The organism is Bradyrhizobium sp. USDA 336, from assembly GCF_044908355.1.
Lineage (GTDB): Bacteria > Pseudomonadota > Alphaproteobacteria > Rhizobiales > Xanthobacteraceae > Bradyrhizobium > Bradyrhizobium yuanmingense.
This window is the reverse complement of the sequence record NZ_JBIYDC010000002.1, coordinates 388922-413537: the sequence shown is the minus strand read 5'-3', so window position 1 is coordinate 413537 and position 24616 is coordinate 388922. Positions and strand designations below refer to the sequence as shown.

23 protein-coding genes are annotated in these 24616 nt (G+C 64.8%); 7 read left to right on the top strand and 16 right to left on the bottom strand.

Going from position 1 to position 24616, the window contains the following annotated elements; translation table 11 throughout:
- Window positions 1-29 precede the first annotated feature (29 nt).
- Both ABIA45_RS02715 and ABIA45_RS02710 read left to right on the top strand, forming a co-directional pair.
- Window positions 30-1454 carry a hypothetical protein gene (locus tag ABIA45_RS02715; RefSeq protein WP_271537456.1) on the top strand — a complete coding sequence of 475 codons (1425 nt, stop codon included), beginning with the start codon at window positions 30-32 and terminating at the stop codon, window positions 1452-1454.
- Between the two features lie 127 nt (window positions 1455-1581).
- A complete protein-coding gene (locus tag ABIA45_RS02710) occupies window positions 1582-1935 on the top strand; it encodes an ADP-ribosylation/crystallin J1 (protein ID WP_271537479.1) in 354 nt (117 codons plus the stop codon).
- A 12-nt stretch (window positions 1936-1947) separates the two neighbouring features.
- On the opposite strand, the gene ABIA45_RS02705 is transcribed toward ABIA45_RS02710, so the two are convergent.
- The 3 genes from ABIA45_RS02705 to ABIA45_RS02695 all read right to left on the bottom strand — a co-directional run bounded on the left by ABIA45_RS02705 (window position 1948) and on the right by ABIA45_RS02695 (window position 3494).
- Window positions 1948-2307, bottom strand: a complete 360-nt coding sequence (locus ABIA45_RS02705; protein WP_271537454.1) for a hypothetical protein — start codon at window positions 2305-2307, stop codon at window positions 1948-1950.
- Between the two features lie 202 nt (window positions 2308-2509).
- Complete coding sequence (locus ABIA45_RS02700; RefSeq protein WP_404651026.1) at window positions 2510-3043, bottom strand: AAA family ATPase; 534 nt, start codon at window positions 3041-3043, stop codon at window positions 2510-2512.
- 7 nt (window positions 3044-3050) lie between these two features.
- Window positions 3051-3494 carry an RbsD/FucU family protein gene (locus ABIA45_RS02695; RefSeq protein WP_157280848.1) on the bottom strand — a complete coding sequence of 148 codons (444 nt, stop codon included), beginning with the start codon at window positions 3492-3494 and terminating at the stop codon, window positions 3051-3053.
- A gap of 165 nt (window positions 3495-3659) precedes the next feature.
- Here ABIA45_RS02695 and ABIA45_RS02690 point away from each other — a divergent pair, with 165 nt between their 5' ends.
- Entirely contained in the window at window positions 3660-5483 is a 1824-nt protein-coding gene (locus ABIA45_RS02690; RefSeq protein WP_404651025.1) for a caspase family protein, read from the top strand.
- A gap of 249 nt (window positions 5484-5732) precedes the next feature.
- Here ABIA45_RS02690 and ABIA45_RS02685 read toward each other — a convergent pair whose 3' ends face one another.
- From ABIA45_RS02685 to thiD, 4 genes are all read right to left on the bottom strand, one after another.
- Complete coding sequence (locus ABIA45_RS02685; protein WP_404651024.1) at window positions 5733-6716, bottom strand: threonine/serine dehydratase; 984 nt, start codon at window positions 6714-6716, stop codon at window positions 5733-5735.
- Between the two features lie 157 nt (window positions 6717-6873).
- Window positions 6874-7917 carry a glycosyltransferase family 4 protein gene (locus ABIA45_RS02680; protein ID WP_404651023.1) on the bottom strand — a complete coding sequence of 348 codons (1044 nt, stop codon included), beginning with the start codon at window positions 7915-7917 and terminating at the stop codon, window positions 6874-6876.
- Window positions 7918-7930: 13 nt separating this feature from the next.
- Window positions 7931-8743: a UDP-2,3-diacylglucosamine diphosphatase gene (locus ABIA45_RS02675; protein WP_128264429.1), complete on the bottom strand. Its 813-nt coding sequence runs from the start codon at window positions 8741-8743 to the stop codon at window positions 7931-7933.
- 188 nt (window positions 8744-8931) lie between these two features.
- Entirely contained in the window at window positions 8932-9732 is an 801-nt protein-coding gene (thiD, locus tag ABIA45_RS02670; protein ID WP_404651022.1) for a bifunctional hydroxymethylpyrimidine kinase/phosphomethylpyrimidine kinase, read from the bottom strand.
- Between the two features lie 357 nt (window positions 9733-10089).
- Between thiD and ABIA45_RS02665 the strand changes: the two genes are divergently transcribed.
- Window positions 10090-12033, top strand: coding sequence for a PAS domain S-box protein (locus ABIA45_RS02665; protein ID WP_404651021.1), 1944 nt, complete (start codon window positions 10090-10092; stop codon window positions 12031-12033).
- 101 nt (window positions 12034-12134) lie between these two features.
- Window positions 12135-12380: an Lrp/AsnC family transcriptional regulator gene (locus ABIA45_RS02660; protein ID WP_018642903.1), complete on the top strand. Its 246-nt coding sequence runs from the start codon at window positions 12135-12137 to the stop codon at window positions 12378-12380.
- A gap of 137 nt (window positions 12381-12517) precedes the next feature.
- Here the strand turns inward: ABIA45_RS02660 and ABIA45_RS02655 are convergent, their stop codons facing one another.
- Window positions 12518-13441: a c-type cytochrome gene (locus ABIA45_RS02655; protein WP_404651020.1), complete on the bottom strand. Its 924-nt coding sequence runs from the start codon at window positions 13439-13441 to the stop codon at window positions 12518-12520.
- Window positions 13442-13589: 148 nt separating this feature from the next.
- On the opposite strand from ABIA45_RS02655, the gene ABIA45_RS02650 reads away from it, so the two are divergent.
- Window positions 13590-14009, top strand: coding sequence for a CHRD domain-containing protein (locus ABIA45_RS02650; protein WP_157280854.1), 420 nt, complete (start codon window positions 13590-13592; stop codon window positions 14007-14009).
- Window positions 14010-14221: 212 nt separating this feature from the next.
- Here ABIA45_RS02650 and ABIA45_RS02645 read toward each other — a convergent pair whose 3' ends face one another.
- The 4 genes from ABIA45_RS02645 to ABIA45_RS02630 form a co-directional block, all read right to left on the bottom strand.
- Complete coding sequence (locus ABIA45_RS02645; protein ID WP_404651019.1) at window positions 14222-15505, bottom strand: cystathionine gamma-synthase family protein; 1284 nt, start codon at window positions 15503-15505, stop codon at window positions 14222-14224.
- 225 nt (window positions 15506-15730) lie between these two features.
- Entirely contained in the window at window positions 15731-16180 is a 450-nt protein-coding gene (locus ABIA45_RS02640; protein WP_271537432.1) for a cytochrome c, read from the bottom strand.
- Window positions 16181-16308: 128 nt separating this feature from the next.
- Window positions 16309-18618, bottom strand: a complete 2310-nt coding sequence (locus ABIA45_RS02635) for a xanthine dehydrogenase family protein molybdopterin-binding subunit (protein WP_404651018.1) — start codon at window positions 18616-18618, stop codon at window positions 16309-16311.
- A gap of 181 nt (window positions 18619-18799) precedes the next feature.
- Window positions 18800-19081, bottom strand: a complete 282-nt coding sequence (locus ABIA45_RS02630) for a hypothetical protein (protein WP_271537428.1) — start codon at window positions 19079-19081, stop codon at window positions 18800-18802.
- 268 nt (window positions 19082-19349) lie between these two features.
- On the opposite strand from ABIA45_RS02630, the gene ABIA45_RS02625 reads away from it, so the two are divergent.
- Window positions 19350-19814, top strand: coding sequence for a hypothetical protein (locus ABIA45_RS02625; RefSeq protein ID WP_271537426.1), 465 nt, complete (start codon window positions 19350-19352; stop codon window positions 19812-19814).
- A 14-nt stretch (window positions 19815-19828) separates the two neighbouring features.
- Here the strand turns inward: ABIA45_RS02625 and ABIA45_RS02620 are convergent, their stop codons facing one another.
- From ABIA45_RS02620 to ABIA45_RS02605, 4 genes are all read right to left on the bottom strand, one after another.
- Complete coding sequence (locus tag ABIA45_RS02620) at window positions 19829-20173, bottom strand: hypothetical protein (RefSeq protein ID WP_404651017.1); 345 nt, start codon at window positions 20171-20173, stop codon at window positions 19829-19831.
- A gap of 307 nt (window positions 20174-20480) precedes the next feature.
- Window positions 20481-22007: a murein biosynthesis integral membrane protein MurJ gene (gene murJ / locus ABIA45_RS02615; protein WP_271537423.1), complete on the bottom strand. Its 1527-nt coding sequence runs from the start codon at window positions 22005-22007 to the stop codon at window positions 20481-20483.
- A gap of 225 nt (window positions 22008-22232) precedes the next feature.
- Entirely contained in the window at window positions 22233-23384 is a 1152-nt protein-coding gene (locus ABIA45_RS02610; protein ID WP_198399622.1) for a DegT/DnrJ/EryC1/StrS aminotransferase family protein, read from the bottom strand.
- A 50-nt stretch (window positions 23385-23434) separates the two neighbouring features.
- Entirely contained in the window at window positions 23435-24439 is a 1005-nt protein-coding gene (locus ABIA45_RS02605; protein WP_157280863.1) for a Gfo/Idh/MocA family protein, read from the bottom strand.
- Window positions 24440-24616: the final 177 nt, after the last annotated feature.

Genomic DNA, 24616 nt, shown 5'->3' with positions numbered 1-24616 from the left:
CGCGCACTGATTTGCGCGACGAGATTGTCATGGCCAACGAAGCATTCGCCCTCTCGCCCATGTCTGCCCGCGCGGCCGCGCCGAACGAGCAGGATTACGAAGCGATCCGCGAAGCCTTCATGGAGACCGCGCGCGGCCGCTGGTTCCTCGGCGAATATGCCAAGCGCAACCGCAACGCCGACACGCGCATGGTGCTGGATGCGGTCGCGAAAATCGAGGAAACCCTTGCGGCACAGCGGCAACCGGTCGTCGAGGACCGCCTGCCCGAGGCGCTGGTCGAGATCCGCCGCGCCATCCGCGAGGCCGAGACGATCGCGCTCGCCGCGGTCGATCCCGGCGCGATCGAGGCGAGTCTCGCGCCGATCCCGCGCGGGGTCCGCATCATCAAGGAGATCTCCTGGCGCTGGCGCGAGATCGGCGCCGACGGGCGAATCTGCGACCTCATTGATTCGCAGCTCGCCTCGATCGAGGCCGCCTGCGGGCAGATCTCGACCCTCGATCCCCGCATCGAGCTCAAGGCTGCGTTCGATCTGCTGAAGGACCGCGTCGAGCAGCTCGACGGCGACGCAACGCCGCGGGCCGCTCCGGCCCAGGAGGCGGCTTCATCGGTCGCAGAAGCCTCGCCCGTCGAGACGGCGCCTGCGGCGATGGCCGGCGACGCACCCGTGGCTTTTACGGAGACGCGCGAAGAGATCGCAGCAGCTCCGGAACTCGATGCGGCCGTCGAAGCAACGGCGGCCGCTGAAACCGCCGCCATGGCCGAGCAGGCCATGGACGCCGCTGCCGCCGAGGGGATCGCGGCCGACAGCCGGATCCCTGCCGAAAGCGCGGCGCTCGAAAACGTCGCGCCTGATGATGCCGAGCTCGAAGCCGTCGCGTTTGAAGAGCCGGCCGCTCAGCCTGAGGCCTTGACGGAAGTCAGCGAGGAGTTCGCGCTCGACGCCGCAGCCGAGGCCGAGGACGAAGCCATCCTCGAGGCCATCGCGATGGAGATGGCCGCGCCCGATCCCGACTTCGACGAGATCATCGAGCCGGTGGAGATGGCAGCCGCGACGCCGGAGCCGGCGCTCTCGGATCTCGTGGCGCCCATTGCCACCGAACAGCCGGAGCCGGTCGCAGCCGAGCCTGTCCTCGCAGCCATCGCCGAAGAGCCCGCCGCAGACGCGCCGATCGCGCTGGACTCGCTCGCGCGCCTCACCGACGCCATTGCGGAAGCCGCCGCCGAAGTGATGGAGCAGCAGGCGCCGGCCATGGCGGCCACCGCATCAATGGCGGCAGCCCCGACCGCGACGCTGCCGATGCCCTCGCCCCTGCCCGCGTCCATGTCCGACGCCTCGCTCGGCGCCACCATCCTCGCCAGCGGCATCCTGCAAAAACCCCGCGCACCGGCCAACGACCCGCTCGCCCCGATCCGCCGCATGACCCAGGCCGAGAAGATCGCGTTCTTTTCGTAAGAGAGCGCGCACTCCCCAACCCCGTCATTGCGAGCGCAGCGAAGCAATCCAGGCTGTCTCCGCGGAAGGATTCCGGATTGCTTCGCTGCGCTCGCAACGACGACGCTCGATCTTGGACCTCACGCCCATGTCCCCCACCGAAGATACTCTCACCCTCTGGCGGCCCGTCGGTCCAAAAGAGCTGGAATTGATCCAGCAATCCGGCATGCGCGCGTTTCCGCCGCGCCTGCCTGACCAGCCGATCTTTTATCCGGTGCTGACCGAAGACTACGCCATCAAGATCGCGCGGGACTGGAATGTCCCGGCGAGCGGATCGGGCTTCGTGACCCGTTTCACAGTCAAGCGCAGCTTCATCGAAAAATACGATGTGCAGGAAGCGGGCGGACGTTCACATCTGGAGTACTGGATTCCGGCTGAGGAGCTCGATGCGTTCAATGCGGCAATCGTCGGCTTGATCGAGGTCGTCCGTAGCTTTCCCTAACCGCCGCGCGCCTCACCCGCAATTCCAGATCGGACCGATCGGCGTGCGCGTCCAGCACGGACCAAAGCTGCCGCCGTTGTAGCGGCCGCCGTTGAATCCGGGGCGGCCGAAATAGTGCCACTCGCCGTCCCAGCGATAAAATTGCGGAACCGGGTCGATGTACCAATGGCGCCGGTCGGCGCGCGACAGACGGCGCATCGCGTCTTTCTGCTTGTAGAGCGGGATGCTGTTGCTGAGCGGCTGCCGATAGCCCGGCAGGAAGCCGTAGCCCTTCCAGACCGGCTTGGGGCGCTTTTGCACGGGCTCGGCGGGTGCGACGGCGGGCAGCAGCGACAGGACGACAGCAACGAAGAGACACAGAAGGCGAGACATGAATCACGATAGACAGGCGGATGCGAGAAGGCCACTCAAATTCGAGTGCGAGGTGCACTCCCTCTCCCGCTTGCGGGAGAGGGCTGGGGAGAGGGTGTTTCCGCAATGGGATAGCCCCCTAGAGGAGAAAGCCCTCACCCGCGCCTTCGGCGCGACCTCTCCCGCAAGCGGGAGAGGTTGCACCGAGCCCGTGGCAATCGATTCAACCTAAAGCCATTCTGCTGTAGCCCATCTTGTCGCGCACATGCGCTTCAACGCGGTCCAGGACATGATCGAGCGAACTCTCGGCCGTATCGAGCACCAAGTGCTCCCGATCCCACGGTTCGAAAGTCAGGCTCACGACGTCATCCCAGGTTGGAACCTTGTGACCGTCAATGTCGGGCAGCCGGTTTTCCACGCGCTGCCGGTGTAACGGTTCGCTGCAAATCACTTCAATCTCGACGATGCCTGCGCCGGTTCGCAAGGCGGTCTGCCGCCATCCGGCGCGGCTTGCCAGCACGGGATTGACGCAGTCCGCGATGACGATGCGCCCGAGCTTGAGGTTTTCGGCGGCGAGCGTGTTGGCAACGGCATAGCCGGCCGCGCCGACGATGAGGCCTGCGTCCCGCAATGGCTGCTCGATCGCATCGATACGAAGATAGGTCGCCGCCAGCCTGGCGGTGAGTTCGCGAGCGATCGTCGTCTTACCGGTACCTGGAAGGCCGCCGAACACGATCAGTGAGGATGGATGCTTCATGATATTCCTAACCGATCACGCCCTTGCGGATCAGGAAGCAGCCATAGCCCCTGCTGTCACCGACCTGCACGACGCCAAAGCCTGCCGCTGCCGCGCAATAGAAATCGGGACGCGCGAGCTTGCCGGGCGTGACCGGCCGGCCAGCCGCACGTGCGATCTCCGCGAGCACCGCGCGCTGCACCTCGGGCACGCGGTCGGGATCGTCGACCGGCATCATCACACGCACCGGATCGGGATCGAAATTGTCGAGCGGATAGACCGACATGATGGCCCGGATGGCAGTTTCCATCGTCATGCCCGGCAATTGGATCAGGCGCTGCGACGAGGTGCTCTGCGCGATCCGGGTGGCGGGGTGATTGGCGTCGACGAACACGAGGTCGTCGCCATGGCCCATCGCGGCGAGCAGCCAGAGCAAATCGGGGGTGAGGATCGGATCGATCGATTTCAGCATGTGGCGGAGTTCCTCCCAATCGATCGCTAACCATAACAGGTTCCGAGCGTGATTCAGATCACGGAGGCGAGCATGGTGACTGGGATCACGGACCGCAAGGCTCGAACGCAGCCAAGCTTGGCCGCAACCAATCTCGCATCGAGATGAGTGCCAAAGGAGCACGCCATGTTCCGCCTAAAGCCCTTTTTCATGACGGCGAGCCTGTTGGGAAGCCTGTTCGGCTTCGCCTGCGGGCCCGTTTCCGCGCAAGTCGCCCCGGTGCAGCCTGCCCCCACCGGGCTGCAAGGCCCGGAGCAGCGGGTGGCGCTGGTGATCGGCAATGCCAACTACCAGAACGCGCCGCAGCTTGCGAACCCCGACGATGACGCCCAGTCGATGGCGCAGTTCCTGAACTCCGCCGGGTTCGAAGTGGTCGCCGCGACCGACTTGACCCAGAACGACATGCTCCGCGTCGTCCAGGACTTCTCCGCCAAGGTCGCCTCGCGCGGTCCGAACACGGTGGCCATGGTCTATTACGCCGGTCACGGCGTGCAGCTCGCCGGCGAGAACTATCTCGTTCCGGTCGACGCCAAGGTTTCCAGCCCGACCGAGCTGGTCAACAATTCGCTGCGCCTCGTCGACGTGATGTCGACGCTGGAGACGATCCCGAGCCGCATGCGCATCGTCATCCTCGATGCCTGCCGCAACAACCCGTTCCCTGAAATCAACGACGCCGGCCGCGGCTTGGCAATCGTCGATGCGCCGAACGGCTCGATCGTCGGCTACTCGACCGCGCCAGGCGCCGAGGCGCTCGACGGCACCAATGGCCACAGCCCGTACACACAGGCGTTCCTGAACGTCGCGCGCGAGCCCAACGTGCCGATCGAGCAGCTGTTCAAGCGCGTGCGTCTGCAGGTCAACCAGACCACCAGCGGTGCACAGATTCCGTGGGAGAGCTCGTCATTGACGAGCGACTTCACCTTCTTCGGTGACACCGCCGTTGCCGCCAACCGCGCGCCGGTGAAAGCGCCGGTCGTGCAGATGGCTTCCAATTTGCCGAGCCGCTCCACCCGCCAGGCCTATGACTACGTCGTGTCCGAGGGCCGGCCGGAGTACTATCAGGAGTTCATCCGCATGTACCCGCACGACCCGCTGTGCGACCACATCCGCTGGCTGCTCAACAACATCCTGATCTCGCAGGCCTGGCACAAGGCGGTGCTCGCCAATTCCCCGCTTGCCTACAAGAGCTTCTATGACAGCTACGGCAACAGCCCCTATGCGCAGGTCGCGCTGAAGCTGCAGACGCAGCCGAAGCAGATCCCCCTGATGCAGGCGACCAAGTTCCTGGCGCCGCAGAACATTGCTCCGACGATCAAGATCGGCAATCTCGGCCAGCCCAAATACATGCCGCTGATGCAGCAGGGCAATGGCGCGCAGGTGAACGGCAATCTGCCGGTCGTGCAGAAGCCGCTCGACGGCAATGTCGTCGGCAAGCTCGGCAATGGCGGCCAGATCGTCACCCTGCCTGCCGGCAACAACCAGCCGAGCCCGCAGAACGGCACGCCGCCGCAGACCCCGAGCAAGATCGTCACGCTGCCTGCGCCGACCAACACGATCAACGGCAAGGTCGGCATCGGCAAGATCGTGACCCTGCCTGCGACCAACAAGCCGCAGAACGGCGGCAACAATGCCGGCAACGGCTCTCCGCCCAAGATCGTGAGCATGCCGGTGAATGTCGGCAAAGGCGGCACCAAGATCGACGTGAGGCCGGTCAACGTTCAGACGCAGAACCAGCCGATCCGCGTCAACAACGGCAACACCGGCATCGTGAGGCCCAACATTAGCCCGGTCAACAAGGTGCAGGTGCAGACCAACGTGCAGACCAACCGTCCGCAGCTCAACACGGTGCCGAACCGCATGGTCAGCAGCAACAACAACTTCCGACAGTCAATGAACCAGGCGCCAAGCATGAACAATGGCGGCAACCGTCGCGGCGGCTTCACGCACTGATTGGGCAAGAAGGAAGGTGCGCTCCCTCCCCCGCTTGCGGGGGAGGGCTATCGCAATGAGATTTGGGCCATGGGCACCAACTCTCTCTACGTCGTCATGGCCGGGCTTGTCCCGGCCATCCACGTCTTTCTACGCAGCACAAAGAACGTGGATGCCCGGGACAAGCCCGGGCATGACGGCCTCTCGAAAATTCAAATGCGATTGCCCTGCCCACGCGGTGGGCTGCGGCTCACACCGTTTCAGCCAAAGTCAGGCCACCAGCTCCGCGAACAGATCCGCATCGACATTGCCGCCTGACAGCACGATGACGACGTTCTTGCCGGCCACATCAAGGCGGCCCGCGAGTAGCGCAGCAAGCCCCACCGCGCCGCCGGGTTCCACCACCAGCTTCAGCTCGCGATAGGCAAAGGCGACCGCCGCGCCGACTTCCTTGTCCGACGCCGTGACGCCGCGCGCCAAGAGCTTGCTGTTGATCGCAAACGTCATCTCGCCCGGCATCAGCGCCATCAGCGCATCGCAGATGGTGCGGCCGGCCGGCGGATGCGGCTCGCGATGGCCTGAGCTGAGTGAAATGCCGTGATCGTCGAAGGCCTCGGGCTCGGCGACCACGATCTCGGCTTGCGGATAGCGCGCCTTCACAGCGGTCGCGACACCCGCGATCAGACCGCCGCCGGAGGCCGGCGCCACTACGATGTCGGGACTGAGCCCGAGCGTTGCCATGTCCTCGGCGATCTCGCGGCCGGCGGTGCCCTGCCCTGCGATCACGAAGGGATCGTCATAGGGTTTGACCAGAGTCGCGCCGCGCTTCTCGGCGATGCCGCGCGAGATCGCCTCGCGGTCCTCGTTATAGCGATCATACAGCACGACCTCGGCGCCGTAGGATTTGGTGCGCTCGCGCTTGGACAGCGGGGCGTCCGCCGGCATCACGATGGTGGCCTGCATGTCGAGGATCTTTGCCGCCGCCGCCACGCCTTGGGCGTGGTTGCCGGAGGAGAACGCGACGACGCCGCCGGCGCGCTTGTCCTGCGGGATCGAGAACACCTTGTTGAAGGCACCGCGAAACTTGAACGAGCCGGTGCGCTGAAGCATCTCCGGCTTCAGGAACACTTTCGCACCGACGCGCTCGTTGAGCACCGGGCAGGACAACAGCGGGGTGCGGATGGCGTAAGGCGCGATCACGCGCGCTGCGGCATCGATGTCGGCAGGGCCGACCGGAAGGGCCTGTTCGGTCATGGCGGAATGTTATCGCGGCCGATCAGGCCCGGGCAAGACACCTCAGCGAGAGGATTTCCCCATAGCGTTTTCGAGCGAAGTGGATCCCGGTTCGCGTGAAGAAAACGCGTCAAAACAAGAATCTAGAGCTATTTCGATCCATCGGATCGAGATAGCTCTAGGCGACTTGGCGCGGCTGTTCCGCGGCGGTCCGGCCGGGCAGCACCGCCCCGACCGCCAAAATGCTGTCGATAAAGACCGTTGCCGAGGCCTCCCAGGTGTAATTGGCGGCAAAGGCGACGCAGTCCTGCCGGGAGATATCGAGCGCGGCGAAGCAGGCATCGCGCAGATCGTGATCGAGCGCGCCGACCGACGCATCGCCAATCACGTCGCGGGGCCCCTTCACTGGGAAGGCCGCGACCGGCAGGCCGCTCGCAAGCGCCTCCAGCAGGACCAGGCCGAAGGTGTCGGTCTTGCTCGGGAACACGAACACGTCGGCGGCCGCGTAGATATCCGCCAGTTCGTCGCCGTGCTTCTCGCCGAGGAAGATCGCATCGGGGTAGGCCTCTTCCAGCGAGGCGCGCGCCGGGCCGTCGCCGACGACCACCTTGGTGCCAGGTAGGTCGAGGTCCAGGAACGCCTCGAGATTCTTCTCGACTGCGACGCGGCCGACCGACAGGAACACGGGTGCCGGCAGGCAGAGATCGATGACGCGCGGGTGGAACAACGTGGTGTCCACGCCGCGCGGCCACAGCACGACATTGTCGAAGCCGCGCTCGGTCAGTTCGCGCGCGAGCGCCGGCGTCGCCGCCATCACGGCGCGGCTGGCGCTGTGGAAGCGCCGCAGCGCCCGCCAGATCAGCGAGCCCGGCACTGGCACGCGGGCGCGGACATATTCGGGAAAGCGGGTATGGAAGCTGGTCGTGAACGGCAGCTTGCGCTGGCGGCAATAGCGGCGGACCATCAGGCCGATCGGCCCTTCGGTCGCGATGTGGATGCTGTCCGGGCGCGCCTCCTCGATCAGCCTTGCGATCCGGGCCGGGCGCGGCATGGCGAGGCGCACGTCGCGATAGCTCGGCATCGCAAAGGTGCGGAACGATTGCGGCGTCAGGAACGTGAACTCGACGCCGAGCGCCTTTGCAGCATCAGCGAGCTTGGTCAGCGTCCGAACCACACCGTTGACTTGCGGGTGCCAGGCGTCGGTCGCGACCAGGATGCGCATCAAGTGGTCCTTGTTATGCAGCTCTGGCTGCGACCTGTGGCACCTGCTCCGGCTTCCGCAACTGATCCGCCCAGGTGATGATCTCGAAATGGCCGTCGTCATGCTCCACCAGGGCGGTGCAACTCTCCACCCAGTCGCCGCAATTCATGTAGCGGATGCCGCCCTCGTCGCGGATCACGGCGTAGTGGATGTGGCCGCAGATCACGCCGTCGGCCTGGTGACGCCGCGCCTCGGCGGCGAGCGCCTGCTCGAACGCGCCGATATAGTTGACGGCGTTCTTGACCTTCTGCTTGGCCCATTGCGAGAGCGACCAATAGGGCACGCCGAACAGCCGGCGGAAGAAGTTGACCAGGCGGTTCATCTGGATCGCAAAATCGTAGGCCTTGTCGCCGAGATGGGCGAGCCAGCGCGCGTTCTGCACCACGAGATCGAAGATGTCGCCGTGAATGACGAGATAGCGCTTGCCGTCGGCGCCGGTATGAACCGTGTTCTCGACCACGTCGATGCCGCCGAAATGCGTGCCGTAATAGTTGCGCAGGAACTCGTCGTGATTGCCGGGAATGTAGATGACCTTGGCGCCCTTGCGCGCCTTGCGCAAAAGCTTCTGGACCAGGTCGTTATGCGATTGTGGCCAGTGCCAGCTCGATTTCAGCGCCCAGCCGTCGACGATGTCGCCGACGAGATAGATCGTATCGGCATCATGGTAGCGCAGGAAGTCGAGCAGAAGATCGGCTTGTGAACCGCGGGCTCCGAGATGGACGTCGGAGATGAACAACGTGCGAAAGCGCCGCTCCGGGCTCTCGTCACTCACATCGTAACTTCCCATGCGCCAGCCTGTAACAATGTCCCGTGACAGGGGGATGACCGATTGAACCCTCGAGGCACCTTCAAATACGAATCACGCCTTGCCTCGCCCTCCCCGCGAATATCAGTCGCATGCGACAATCAGGCGACATGCAGGGTAAGTGCGCTCCCTCCCCGCTTGGCTTGCGGGAGAGGCGAAGCAAGCCCGCCTCAGTAGAACTTGTGGAAATGATGGATCGGCCCGTGGCCGTGGCCGACGCTGAAGCAGTCGGCGGCCGCGATCGCGGCGCTGATCCAGGTCTTGGCGTTGCGCACGGCGGCCTCGAGGTCCTCGCCCCTGGCCAGCCCCGCTGCGATGGCGGAGGACAGCGAGCAGCCGGTGCCATGGGTGTTGCGGGTGGCCACACGCGGCGCGGCAAGCGCGATCGCGGTCTCGGCAGTGACGAGATAGTCGGTGCTCTCGGCGCCCTCCCCGTGCCCGCCCTTGATCAGGACGGCGCGGCAGCCCAGCGCCAGCAGGCGGCGTCCCTGGCTTTCGATCTCGGCCTCGCTCGCCGCCACCGGCGCATCGAGCAGGGCCGCAGCCTCCGGCAGGTTCGGCGTGATCACGGCAGCCAGCGGCATCAGCCTGGTGCGCAGGGCGTCGACGGCCTCCGCGGCGAGCAGGCGGTCGCCGGAGGTCGCCACCATGACGGGATCGAGCACGACATGCCGCGGCGCCCAGCGCAACAGCGCGGCCGCGATGGCATCGATGCTGGCGGCCTGGGCCACCATGCCGATCTTCACCGCACCGATGTCGAGGTCGGAGAACACCGCGTCGATCTGCTCGGTGACGAACCCGGCCGGCACCGCGTGAATGCCGGTCACGCCGCGCGTGTTCTGCGCCGTCAGCGCCGTGATCACGGAGGCACCATAGACGCCGAGCGCGGCAAAGGTCTTCAGGTCCGCCTGGATGCCGGCACCGCCGCTCGAATCGGAACCGGCGATGGTGAGTGCGACCGGGGTCGTCATCGCAGGAGACATGTGCTTGAGGAGGCCGCCATGGCCTCTCGTAGCGCGACCGTGGAACGTCAGCAAGCGCGCCGGGCCGCCGCCAGGCGTGATTCGCGAACCGATTGCGTGCCTTGCGAATCAGTCGGACACCGCGCGGACCAAGGCCCGCAATGGTGCGGACTTGAAAATGCAACGGCGCCGGACCCTTGCTATAGTCGCGTACCTTAGCGTGCTTCGCCGGTGACGCGAGACGTCAGGTGGTGGAACCGTCCAGCGCCCCCATGTTGCGGGCCGCCCGGCCGCGCAAGCCACCTGAACAAGACTCCTTGGGGTGGAACGATGTGGGCCTTCTTCGAACGTCTCCTCGACTCGTCCATGCTGTCGCCGCACGGCATCTGCCTGTTGTGGGAGCCTGAGCTGATCTGGCTTCACGTCGTTTCCGACGCCAGCATTGCCGCCGCCTATTTCTCGATCCCGTTCGTCCTCGCCATCCTCGTCACCAAGCGGCGCGACCTCAAATTCGGCTGGGTCTATTGGGCGTTCGCGATCTTCATCATGGCGTGCGGCCTGACCCACGTGCTGTCGATCTACACGCTCTGGGTTCCGATCTATGGCATCGAGGGCATAGTCAAGGCCGCCACGGCGGTCGCGTCGGTCTTCACCGCCGCCGCGCTCTGGCCGCTGCTGCCGAAGATCCTGACGATCCCCTCGCCGTTCGAGCTGCGACAGGTCCAGGCCGCGCTCGAGGAGGAGGAAATCAAGAGCCGCGACGCCGCGCTGCTGCTGCAGCAGGTCCGCGACGCCCAACGCGCGATGCGCGAGAGCGTGGCGCGCCTCACAGCGATCGTCGAGACCGCGGTCGACGGAGTCATCCTGCTCGATGCGCAGGACCGGATCCTGCTGTTCAATCCGGCCTGCGAGCGCTTGTTCGGCTACCGTGCCGACGAGGTGATGAACCGCAACGTCGGCATGCTGATGCCCGAAGCGGATGCGGCGCCCGACCGCCAGGCGCGGCATTTCGCGACCAGCGGCGAGGCCGTCGGCCTGCGCAAGGACGGCACGACGTTTCCGATGGACCTGTCGGTCGGCCAGGCGCGGCAGGACGGCGAATTGATCTTCGTCGGCATCGTCCACGACCTCACCGCGCGCAAGCTGACCGAGCAGCAGCTTCAGCAGGCGCAGAAGATGGAGACGGTCGGTCAGCTCTCCGGCGGCATCGCGCACGACTTCAACAACCTGCTGACCGTGATCATCGGCAATGCCGAGCACCTGAGCGAGCAGCTCAAGGCGAGGCCCGACCTCGGGCGCTTTGCCGACGACATCTGCCAATCGGGCGAACGGGGCGCCGAGCTGACGCAGCGCCTGCTCGCCTTCAGCCGCCGCCAATTGCTGCGGCCTCAGACGATCGATTGCCGGAGCCTGCTCGATTCCATGTTCAAGCTGCTCAAGCGCACCTTGCGCGAAGATATCGAGATCAGGACGACCTCCGGGCCCGGCACGATCCTGGCCTTTGCCGACCGCGCCCAGCTCGAATCCGCCGTGCTCAATCTCGCGCTCAACGCGCAGGATGCCATGCCATCGGGAGGCCACCTCACGCTGGCCACGGAGCTGGTCACGATCGAGGATGATGACGGTGCCGTTCACCGGGAGGTCGCACCCGGCAGCTACGTCCTGATCGCGGTCACCGATGACGGCGAAGGCATGACGCCCGAGGTCGCCGCACGCGCGTTCGAGCCGTTCTTCACCACCAAGGAGGTCGGCAAGGGCTCGGGCCTCGGCCTCAGCATGGTCTACGGCTTTGCCAAGCAATCAGGCGGCCATGTCTCGATCTACAGCGAGGCTGGCCTTGGGACCACGGCCAGGATCTACCTGCCGCGCGCGAGCACCGGTAGGTCGCAAGCCGATCTTCCCGACGGCGAGGACACGGCGCCGCGAGGCTACGAGACGGTCCTGATCGTCGAGGACGATCCGTTCGTCCGCTCCTCCGTCATTCGCAGGGTGGAAGCGCTCGGATATCGCGTCGTCGCTGCGGTCAACGGCAAGGATGCCTTGCACCAGTTGCAGGGCGATCCCGGCATCGACTTGCTGTTCACCGATATCGTGATGCCGGGCGGCATGAGCGGCTGGGAGCTCGCCGATCAGGCGCGGCGTGTGCGTCCCGGCCTGCCGGTCCTGTTCACCTCGGGCTACGCGCTGGAGGCCCTGGTCGAGCAGGGCCGCGCGCAGGCGCGAGCGGTCGTGCTGACCAAGCCGTACCGCAAGGGCGAGCTCGCCCAGCGGCTGAGGGATGCATTGGCCGCCACAGCGGTCCCATCCTAGCATCGCGCCCGAAGCGCCTCGAATGATCCAGCAAGTTCGCTTGCTAAATCCAGCCGGTTTTGGCCTATTAGCCGGAAGAATACGCTTTCGGAGTGCCCGCGATGGTTCCTTTTTTCGTTCAGATCAAGTGCAAGCTCGGCCAGTCCTATACGGTGGCCAATGCGCTTGCCGAAGCCGAGATCGCCTCCGAGATCTACTCCACGGCCGGCCAATACGACCTCTTGGTGAAGTTCTACGTCGACAAGGACACCGACATCGGCCATTTCGTGAATGAGAAGGTGCAGGTGCTGCCGGGCATCCAGGACACTCTCACCATCATCACCTTCAAGGCGTTCGGCACCGGCTAAAGCATGATCCGGAAAAGTGCGAAGCGGTTTTCCGGAAAGATCATGCGTAAACAACAACCTAAAGCGCGATGATGATTCATCCCAATCTCATCGCGCTTTAGACCACGCGCAAAACAACGGCCGAAGTGCCGGCAGCGCTAGCCGCCCTCCTTGCGCTTGGGCGGTGTCGGTCCCTGCACCGGCGGCAGCGACTTCAGATAGGCGGCCATCGCGGCGCGGTCTTCCGCGGTCAGTTGCGCAAGGTTCTTGATCACCGGCCGCATCGCACCCGAAGCGCTGTCGCCCTCGGGCATGTCGCCGGTCTCGAGAAAATCCGCGATATCCTTCTCGCTCCAGCTGCCGATGCCCTGTTGCGTGATGTTGGGCACCCAGCCCTCCCCTTCCGGATTGGGCCCACCGGCAAAGCGCTGGCCGGCGATGATGCCGCCGAGCGCATTGCGCGGGCTGTGGCATTCGGCGCAATGGCCGAAAGCGTTCACCAGATAGGCTCCGCGATTCCATTGCGGCGAGCGCGCGGCGTCCGCGACGAACGGCGCAGTGTCCATGAACAGCAGCTTCCAGATGCCGACATTGCGGCGGATGTTGAACGGAAACGGCAGCGCGTGGTCGCCCACTGTGCCGGACACCGGCGGAAGCGTCTTCAGATAGGCAAAGAGATCGCGGACGTCGTCGACGCTGGCCAGACGATAGGACGTGTAGGGAAACGCGGGGAAATAGTGCGTGCCCGCGGGCGATATGCCGCGCATCACGGCGTTGACGAAATCGGCCTCGCTCCAGCGGCCGATCCCGTAGGCCGGATCGGGGGAAATATTGGGGACGTAGAATGTCCCGAACGGCGAGCCCAGCGCCAGCCCGCCGCCGAGCCGCAGGCGATCGGGCTGATTGGGGGTGGCATGACAGGACGAACAGCCGCCAGCGTTGAACAGCTCCTGCCCGTTGGCGAAATCGAGGTTGCGTGTCGGCGCCGGCACGGCCAGCACGGCCGGGGCGGTCAACCACCAATAGAGGGCGAACGCCGCGACGGCGGCGATTAGGGCGGCAAAAAGCGTTCGTCGCAACATTCGATCATTCCATCGTGAACGCGCGAACTTAAGGGTCATGTCGCGCCCGATCCAACACACGAATATTTTAGACGGTCCGGCTGTAATGCCGGAATAAACCGCATGACGCACTGTTTGAAAAGCAATCAGGCGTCAACAGGAGAGACCCATGACCAAAGCCGTTTTTGCCACACTGGTACTCGGAGCTGCCGTTGCGTTCGCCGCCCCGGCCGGCGCGGAGAAACTGAAGGCGACGCTGGACGGCAAATCCGAAGTCCCCGCCAACACCAGCAGCGCGACCGGAACGGCGGATCTGGACTACGACGCTGCCAGCAAGAAGCTGTCCTGGACCGTCACTTATTCCGGTCTCTCGGGCCCCGCCACCGCCGCACATTTCCACGGGCCTGCCGAAGCCGGCAAGAACGCCGGCGTCGCGGTCCCGATCCCGAATGCAGCCTCGAGCCCGGTCAAGGGCGAAGCCACGCTCACCGACGCGCAGGCCGCCGATCTGCTCGGCGGCAAGTACTACATCAACATCCACACGGCCGCGAACCCGGGCGGCGAGATCCGCGGTCAGGTGACGAAGTAAAGCGAAAACGCGGGCTTCGTCGCGGAAAGGCCGGACGCAAGGAGGGAGCGTCCGGCCTTTTCGATTCCAAGCAACTTCGTAGCCCGGATGGAGCCAACGGTCGGCGCAAAGTGCCGACCGTTGGTGCAATCCGGGAGCCCTGCGCGTTGCGGACAGGTCCCCCGATTTCGCTGCGCTCCATCCAGGCTACGACGCTACGACTCTGACCGTGCTCAAGCCGCGTTCAGCGCCTGCGCGAGGTCGGCGATCAGGTCCGATGAATTCTCGATGCCGATCGACAGCCGGATCGTGGAATCGAGCACGCCGATCTTTTGGCGGATGTCGGCGGGAACGCCGGAATGGGTCATCGTCGCCGGCAGGCTTGCGAGCGATTCCGTGCCGCCAAGGCTCACCGCCAGCTTGAGGATCTGCAGCGCGTTGAGGAATTTCACCGCCGCCTCCTTGCCGCCGACGATGTCGAACGAGAACGTCGAGCCCGCACCCAGGCATTGCCGCGCAAACACACGGCCGGACAGCGAACCCTGCTCGTGGTGACCGAGATAGTGCACCCTGGCGACCTTCGGGTGGTCGCGCAGGAAGTCCGCCACGAGCCGCGCATTCGCATCGGCCTTCTCCATCCGCAGGCTGAGCGTCTCGAGCGAACGGTTGATCATCCAGCAGGAATGCGGATCGAGCTGGGTGCCGATGGCGCCGCGCAGCGCCTTGATGCCCTTCATGATCGCCTTCGATCCGAGCGCGGCGCCCGCGATCAGGTCGGAATGACCGCCGACATATTTCGTCAGCGAATACAGCGACAGATCCGCGCCGTGCTCGATCGGCCGCTGAAACACCGGCCCGAGCAGCGTGTTGTCGCAGGCGATGACCGGCGTGTGTCCCTGCGCCTTGCCGATGGAATCGGCGATGCGGCGGATCATTGCGATGTCGACGAGGCCGTTGGTCGGATTGGCGGGCGTCTCGATCAGGATCATCGACACCCGTCCCTTGCCCATGGCCTCCTCCGAAGCCTGCTGGACTGCCGTCTCGTCGATGCCGTCGGCAAAGCCGACGGCGCCGATCGACAGGCGCGCGAGCGTGTTCGTCAGCAGCGTCTCCGTCCCGCCATAGAGCGGCTGCGAGTGCAGGATGACATCACCGGGGCGAACAAAGGCCAGGATCGTGGTTGCGATGGCCGCCATGCCGGACGAGAACAGCGCGCAACTCTCCGTGCGCTCGTAGATCGCGAGCCTGTCCTCGACGATCTCGCTGTTGGGATGATTGAAGCGCGAATAGACCAGGCCCGCGCCCATGCCTTCCGGCGGCTCGCGCCGGCCGGCGACGTAGTCGAAGAAGTCCTGCCCGTCCTCGGCGGTCTTGAACACGAAGGTGGAGGTCAGGAACACCGGCGGCTTGATGGCGCCCTCCGACAATTGCGGATCATAGCCATAGGTCAGCATCAAGGTTTCCGGATGCAGCATATGATTGCCGATATGGGTCTTGGACGGGAACGGTTTTGCCATGGCCTGTCTCGCTGTTGATCGAGGTGCTCGCCGCGCGTTGGGAAACCCGACGTGAGGATGCCGGGAGGAGACTCGTGTGAGCGCACGGCCGCTGGCACAAAGATAGCCGCTCTCGCGGCAATCCGTCAGGCCTTGCGGACAGAAGTTCCTGCGGGCCCGCGGTCATGAAAAAGGGCGGTTGCTTTCGCAACCGCCCTTTCTGAAGTCCTTGGTAGCTCCGCCCCGCTATTTCAATTTCACGCGATAGGTTTCGTGACAATCATTGCAGCGGTCGTTGATCGTCGTGTAGGCCGCCTTCAGACCCGCGACATCGGTGATCTTGCCTTTGGCGTCGGCGATCGCCTTCTGCACCGGCGGGATCTTGGCATCGAAATCGGCCTTGTTCTGCCAGACCTTCGGCGAGGAGCCATACGTCGCATTGACGACATCCTGCTTGGGATTGATCTCGAAGGTCTTGGCGATCTTGGCGACATCGGCCTCGATGGCGGCGATGGCCTGATCGGCCGCTTTCTTGTCGAAGGGCATATCGCCCTTGCTCATCTTCTGGAGGACGCCGTACTGGTTCTTGGCGATCGATTTCATCAGATTGTCCTGCTGGACGGCAATCTCCTGTTGCGCCATGACGGCGCCCGCGCCCAGCACGAGGGCGCCCGCGACAATCATCGTCCGTTTCATTGGTTCGTTTCTCCGGCTCTCGAGACGTTCAGGGAATGAGACGTCACCGGCTTCTGGTGAAGCCGGGACCCATCATGGGTAGAACCCCGCGCGGCGCGTTTATTCCCGTGCGCGCGGGAAGCGCGGCTTCACAAGCTGTGACGGCGGTGATGCTCGCTGATCGCAACCCACACCCGCTCGGGCGTTGCCGGCATGTCGATGTGGTCGATCTTGTACTCGCGCCAGAGCGCATCGACGATGGCGTTGACGACGGCCGGACAAGAGCCGATCGCGCCAGCCTCGCCGGCCCCCTTCACGCCCATCGGATTGGTTTTGCAAGGGACGTTGTGGGTCTCGAATACGAAGGCCGGCCCATCCGCCGCGCGCGGCAGCGCATAGTCCATGAAGGTTGCGGTGATGAGCTGGCCGTCGGTCGGTCCATAGACAACCCGCTCCATCAAGGCTTGGCCGATGCCCTGCATGGCGCCGCCATGGACCTGGCCCGCCAGAAGCAGCGGATTGAGCGTCTTGCCGAAATCGTCGACGATCACGTAGTTGACGATTTTGATGATGCCGGTCGCCGGATCGATCTCGACCTCCGCTATATGGGTGCCGTTGGGATAAGTGCCGTCGGCGCTGGCAAAGGTCGCGCTGCCGTTCAGCTTCGACGGATCGACGCCGGGCCGCTTGGCGAGATCGGCAAACGAGATCGAGCGGTCGGTGCCGGCGATCCGCACCACGCCTTCGGAGATTTCGAGGTCGCCCGCGCTGGCTTCCAGCGCCTGCGCCGCGATCTCCTTCAGCCTCGAACCGAGCTCGCGCGTGGCGCGTTCGACACTGACGCCGCCGGAGGGGATCGAGGCCGAGCCGCCGGTGCCGAGGCCGGTTGCGATCTCGTCGGTGTCGCCCTGGCGAACATGCACGCGCTCGGGCGCGACGCCGAACTGCTCGGCGACGATCTGCGCATAGGCGGTCTGATGGCCCTGCCCGCTCGATTGCGTGCCGATCAGCACCGTGACGTCGCCATTGGCATCGAGACGTACGTTGGCCGTCTCTTCACCCATCACGCCGCAAATCTCGACGTAGCTCGCAAGCCCGATGCCGCGGATGAGGCCGCCCTTCTTGGCCACCTTGGCGCGCTTGGGAAATTCTTTCCATTCCGCGATCTCCATCGCGCGCTTCAGATGCGCGGCGAAGTCGCCGGAATCGTAGACCTTGCCGGTTGCGGTCTTGTAGGGCAGCGCCTTCGGCGGGATGAAATTCTTGCGGCGGATGGCATCCGGCGTCATGTCGAGCTTCCGCGCGCAGGCATCGACGAGGCGCTCGATGACATAGGCGGCTTCGGGCCGGCCCGCGCCGCGATAAGCATCGACCGGCACGCTGTGGGTGAAGATCGTGCGCACCCGGCAATGGAAGGCCTGGATGTCGTAGAGGCCCGGCAGCATGCCGGCGCCGCCATGCGGGATGTAGGGCCCGAAGGTCGACAGATACGCGCCCATGTCGCCCATGAGGTCGCAATCCATCGCGAGGAACTTGCCGTCTTCAGCCAGCGCCATCTTGGCGGTGGTGACGTTGTCGCGGCCCTGCGCATCGCCCATGAAATGCTCGGAGCGGTCGGCCGCCCACTTCACCGCCTTCTTCAGTTTGCGCGCAGCGACCGCCATCAGGGCATATTCCCGATACGGAAACAGTTTTGTGCCGAACCCGCCGCCGACGTCGGGGCAGATCACCCGCATCTTGTCGGTGGGAATGTTGAGCACGTTCTGGCAGAGGATGTCGCGCAGGCGGTGGCTGCCCTGGCTGCCGACCGTCAGCGTCAGATGGTCGCGCTTGGAATCGTATTCGCAGACCGCCGCGCGGGTCTCCAAGAAGCTCGCAACCACGCGCGGATTGACGATGGAGATTTCGGCCACCGCATGCGCTTTCGCGAAGGCAGCTTCCGTCGCCGCTTTGTCGCCGATCGAGACGTCGAACAGCACGTTGCCCGGCTTGTCGGGCCAGACCAAGGCTGCGCCTTTCTTCACGGCGTTAACGACGCCGGTCACCGCGGGCAGCGGCGACCATTTGACCTCGATCGCCTCGATCGCGTCGCGAGCCTGGTCGATGGTCTCGGCGACCACGAAGGCGATGGCGTCGCCGACATGGCGCACCTCGTCCTTGGCCAGGATCGGGTAAGGCGGGCCGGTGAACGGATCGGTCTCGAGGTTGAACAGGCAGGGCAGATTGCCGAGATCCCCGACGTCGTCCGCCGTCAGGATCAGCGCAATGCCCGGCAGGCCGCGCGCGCGGCTCGCATCGATGGTGTATTTGGCATGCGCATGCGGCGAGCGCAGCACGAGGCAGCGGAGCGCGGCCTGCGGCGCGTAATCGTCGGTATAGCGGCCCTTGCCGCGGATGAGCGCGTCATCCTCCTTGCGCAGCACGCTTTGGCCAACGCCGAACTTGATGGGAGCCGCCATGTTATCTTCCCGTTCTCATGGTTGTTTTGTGGGCATATTGCCGTGGAAAAACTGGCAACGCAAACGGGTTTAGCCGGGCGCAGGGGTCGCAGCTTCAAAAGCGCCACGCGTGCCTCACTGGGATGCTCGGCAGGTCCCAGCGTGATGTGTGACGCTGACGGCGAGAGCCAAGCGCTCACACTTAGCTGTTCTCTTGCTCACCCCGAGCTTCAAACAGCTGATGAGCATCGGAGGCCGTGAGCGTCAGCCCGTACAAATCCTTCAGCGTCGAAATGCGTTGCAGCGTCGCAGGCTCAAACGGAGTCTTGCCTTCGAACGAATGCAGGAGAACGCCCTCCAGCAAATCACCGAGGCTCATATCCAGGTATTCGGCGAGGCCCTTCGCGACCTTGAGAATGCGCTTCTCGATCCGAACTCCCGTCTGTACGCGTTGGACTGAATGCTTGTGGCTTTCTGAACTCATGATGTGTGACCTTGATCGGAAGGCGGGGTTTAATCGCATCATGCCATTGCCGGACTTGCTCGGGCATCGGTCTCCAGCCCTGCAACTCGCGTCCCTCAGAGATCAGGTGAATCCCGCATTCGTCCGGACGCCTGCGGGGGTCGGCGCTCTGACCGCGAAACGGCTGTTGCCACACAGGCAGAGCCTGGGCGGCCGTTCGACCGATTCCCAATTTGCCTTTCCCGCACCAGAATGTTACCTTGGTACCAAGGTAACATAGGACGCCGCCATGAGCAACAGATGTAGCTGCACGGATGCTGCAGAAGTCTCCGAACTGAGCGAGGGCTTTCTCGCGCGTACACTTCCGGGGGCACGTTTCAGCCATCGTGAACATCTGATCGTGACGAGCTACTTGCTCGCCACTGATCCGACTCGGGACTGGCGGGTCGAGCTCCCCGAGATGATCCGCGCCTACAATGTTGCCGCTGGCGGCGTGAACGACGATGTGCGTGGCTACCACCACACGATTACGCTGGCCTTCTTGATGATCATCGAAGCAATTCTTGCGGAGGTCGGCCGCCACGACATTGTCGCCGCCTGCAACGCGGTGCTGGCGTCCCCGGCAATCGAAAAGGACGTACTCTTACGTTTCTGGAGCCGCGACGCGCTGTTCTCGCGGGAGGCGCGGCACGGCTGGATTGAGCCAGACCTTGCCGAGTTCAACCCGCGCGCGGCGGGTCATATGCCGGCGTGAGGATCGTCGATCACTCACATTCCGCGGCTCAACAGATACCTCGCACTATCTCTGAGCGCATCGATCTCCCGCCCAGGTGCGAGATAGTTGATCTCCGCGCGCGTCAGGCCGATGTCCATCAGCTCCCTGTCGCTCAGATCCAGCAAACTGCCCCGCGGGTGCAGGCGCCACTTCCCAAGAGCAGACCAATATCGCTTGAGCAGGCCCAGGAGGCTTTGCGCCGGCGCGGCTGCGGCAGCTTCTCTCCCCGACAAGGCTTGGCCCGGCGTTGCAACGGACACGTTGAGACGAGCCGCTGCCGCCAGAACCTCGTCCATGGCCTGCTTCGCGAGCGCAATGGATTGGTCGAGGCGAAGCACCGCCGCATCGTGCTCGGCCTCGGATGAAATGTTCGTCAGTTGTGGTGGCATCGGACGCTCCTGCTGTTGAGCCGGCAGGGAGCGTGGCCAAACAAAAGGCCCCGTCCGATGCCGGCGGGGCCTGGTGGAAAAGATGTCGTCGAAATCCTAGCGCACGACTCCTCCCACCGCCCAGCCGAAGCGGGTGATGTGATTGCGGGAGACTTTGCGCGACGATTTGATCATGACGCGCTGATATCACGGCAACCGCGCAAAATCAAGAGATGTGGGAGTACCGGTTGCAGCCTGGAGGCGAACGCCGTGCTTACTAGCCGCGCACCAGCGAGACCAGCCACTTGCGTCCGAACAACACGAGGATCGCGAGCGCGTAGACGATCGTGCCGCCGACGGCGAGCAGGATCAGCATCAATTCATCCCGGAAGTGCATCGCGCCCAGCCAAGGGCTGCTGAAGTGCGCAATCAGCCAGAACGCGGCGGCGAGGATCAATCCGGCCAGCAGAAATTTGGCGAGCGACAACAGCCAGCCGCGATCGAGCACGAGAAAGCCGCGCCGCACGGCGAAGTACAGCACGAGGAGCAGATTGGTCCAGACGCCGACGGCGGTGGCCAGAGCGAGGCCGATCTGGGCCAGCGATCCCATTAAGGCGACCTTCAGCGCGACATTGACCGCGATACCAGTCAGCGACGCCCGCACTGGCGTTGCGGTGTCCTTGCGGGCATAGAAGGTCGCAACCGCGCTGCGGATCAGCACGAACGGGATGAGGCCAATGGCATAGGCCGCGAGAGTCGCACCGGCGGCCGCTGCATCGGCCTTGGAGAACGCACCGCGCGCGAACAGCGCGCGCATGATCGCATCGGGCACGGTGAGGAAGGCCGCGACGAACGGGATCGAGAACAGCAGCGTGAAATCGAAGGCGCGGCGCTGCGCCCTCAGCGCGCCATCGTGGTCGTTTGCAGTGATCCGCCGCGACATCTCCGGCAGCAGCACGGTGCCGATGGCGATGCCGATGACGCCGATCGGGAGCTGGTTGAGCCGGTCGGCGTAATAGAGCGCCGACAGCGCGCCGGCGGGCAGGAAGGTCGCGATGATGGTGTCGGCGAACAGCGCGACCTGCGTTCCCATCGAGCCCAATGTCGCCGGCCCCAGTGCCTTGAAGAAACCACGGACGTCCTCATCAAGCTTCAAGGGCGCAAAGCGCGGCAGGCCGCCATGGCGGGCGAGATCGCCTGCGAGCAGGAAATATTGCAGGAAGCCGGAGATCAGCACGCCCCAGGCCGCGGCATGGCCCGCGGTCGGAAACCAGACGGCAACCGCCAGCGTCATCATCATGGCGACGTTGAGGAAGATCGAGGCGGCCGCGGCGCTGGCAAAGCGCTGCATCACGTTGAGCATGCCGCCGTAGAGCGTCACCAGCGTGATCAAGAGCAGATAGGGAAAGGTGATCCGGGTCAGCTCGATCGCGAGCTTGCGCTGCTCGGCATCCTCACCGAAGCCTGGCGCCAAGATGCTCATGGCCTGCGGCATGAACAGCCAGGCCGCGATCAGCAGCATCACCTGCGAGGCCAAAAGCAGCGTGAAGATGCGATCGGCGAATAGCTTTGCCGCCGCCTCCCCCTTCTCGCCATGGACATGGGCATAGGCCGGCACCCAGGCGGCGTTGAAGGCGCCCTCGGCGAAGATCGCGCGGAAATGGTTGGGCAGCCGCAGCGCCACGAAAAAGGCATCGGCCACCGGACCGGCGCCCAGGATCGCCGCGAGCATGATGTCGCGGGCAAACCCCGTCAGCCGCGAGAGCAGCGTGTAGCCACCGACCGTGAAGATGCGTCCGAGCATGCGGACTCTTCTAGAGGCTTATCGGGCAGCCGATAAGGCTTTGAACGATGGTGGGATCAAAAAAGAGGCTCGCTCGGTGTGTCCACCTCTCCCCGGCGGGGAGAGGCCGGATTGCGCAGCAATCCGGGTGAGGGGCCGCAGCATTCCGTGGGGCCGTAACCCCCTCACCCGGATCGCATCTGCGATGCGATCCGACCTCTCCCGCAAGCGGGAGAGGTGAAGAACTCACCCCGCCAGTGCGCCGCGGACAGCGGCGATGATTCGCTCCTGGTCGGCCTCGGTCAAATAGGCATGCATCGGCAGGCTGATGACGTCCTGCGACAGGCTCTCGCAACCCGGCAATCCGCCCTCGGCGACCGGGTACTGTTTGTAGGCGGTCTGCTGGTGCATCGACTTGCCGTAATAGATCGCGGTCGGCACGCCCTGGGCTTTTAGCGCGGCAGCGAAACCGTCGCGGTCGGTACCTTCAGGCAGGCGGATCGTGTACTGCGCCCAGACCGAGGTATTGCCGGGCGCGAGGCGCGGCACGGTGACGACATTGGACAGGCCGCGCGCATAGCGCTCCGCGACCTTGTTGCGGGCGGCGATCTCATCGTCAAAAATCTTCAGCTTCTCGATCAGGACCGCGGCCTGCATGGTGTCGAGCCGGCCGGTGAGGCCGAGGCGGACGTTGTCGTATTTGTCGACGCCCTGCCCGTGCACGCGGATGCTGCGCAAGGTGGCGGCGAGCTCGTCGTCATCGGTGAAGATCGCTCCGCCGTCGCCGAAGCAGCCGAGCGGCTTTGCCGGGAAGAAGCTGGTCGCGGTCGCGTGCCCAAGCGTGCCGAGCTTGCGCCCCTTGTAGCTCGCGCCAAAGCCTTGCGCGGCGTCGTCGAGCACGAACAGGCCTTCGGCCCTGGCGATCTCGGCGATGGCGTCGTGATCGGCGGGCTGGCCGAACAAATCGACCGGAATCACCGCGACGGGCTTGAGGCCGGCCTTGCGAGCGGTGGCGATGCCGCGCTTGAGCGATTCCGGGCTCATGTTGAAGGTTGTCTCGTCGACGTCGACATAGACAGGCGTCGCGCCGGTCCGCGCCACCGGCGAGGCCGTCGCGATGAAGGTGAAGGACGGACACAGCACGGCATCGCCGGGCCCGACATTCCTGGCCATCATCACCATCAGGATGGCGTCGGTGCCGCTGGCGCAGCCGATCACGTGCTTGGCGCCTGAGTAGGCCGCAAGCTGCTTCTCGAGCTCGAAGACTTCGGGGCCGTTGACGAATTGGCAATGGTCCATCACGCGCTTCACGGCCGCATCGAGCGAGGCGCCGAGCCGGCGGCGCTGCGACGCGACGTCGATGAAGGGAATGGGTTCGGAACGTAAGTGCTGGTTCATGACCTGATTCTTGGCGCCTTGTGACGTTTGAGCGGTCGACATGGACGGGATCAGCCGGCGACGCGGCGCGGCGCCTTGCGCGCGGGTGACGTCGCCGCAGGACGCGAGGGCGTCTCCAGGCATTGCGTGGCGATCTCGAGGCTGGCGACGCCCTCGTCGCCCGTCACCGCCGGCGTCTCGCCGTTGCGCACCGCCTTGAGGAATGCGATCAGCTCGGCGCGGAGCGGCTCGTCATGGCCGACCGGCAGATGCCGCATCGAGTAGCTGCCGTCCGGCTTGAAGCCGAAGCATTCGGTGACCTGGCGCGTCAAGAGATCGCCCATCACGTATTTGCCGCGCGTTGCGACCGTGACGCTGCGCGCCTTGAACGGCGTCAGCCAGTTGGTGTTGATGTGGGCGAGCACGCCGCTCTCGGTGCGGAACTGCAAGAGCGCGATGTCCTCGCGCTCGGCGACCGCGCTCGACAATTGCGGCTGCACCTCGACGATGTCGGATTCGGTGAACCAGCGGATCAAATCGATGTCGTGCACGGCAAGGTCGATGACGACGCCGACATTGGACATGCGCGGCGGGAACGGGCCGACGCGGGTGATCGCGATGGAGAGAATGTCCTCGCCCGCGATCGCCTGCTTGACCGCGGCGACCGCCGGATTGAAGCGCTCGACATGGCCGATCATCAGCGTGACGCCGGCCTTATGCGCGGCGGCGACGATCTCGCGGCCCTCTGCCACCGTGGATGCGATCGGCTTCTCGACCAGCACGTGGATGTTCTTGGCGATGCAGGCGAGCGCGATCTCGTGATGCAGATGGGTCGGCGCTGCGATGGTGACGGCATCGACACCGGCGCTGAGCAGTTGGTCGAGCGTCTCGAAGCTTTCGCAATTGGCGAGTTCGGTTGCCCGCGCGCGATGCGCCGGCGAGGGATCGACGACGCCGACGAGGCTGACGCCGGGCAGGCCGCTCAGCACGCGCGCATGGTTGCTGCCCATCACGCCGGCGCCAATGACACCGACGCGCAAGCCGGCCTTTGCCGGTGCAGACCCTTTGGAAGTCATCTGAGCAAACCCCGATTCAACGCAAATCCCCGGGCCGCTTCTAGCACGGACGCCACATTTGTGGCGAATGCCGCCCTGACGGGCCGGACACGATTTGATTCAAAAAGTTACACGTTCCCCGGGCCTTAGGCCGAAAATGATACCGCTTCTTGGCCCGGGTCGCGTGATTCGGAGTTT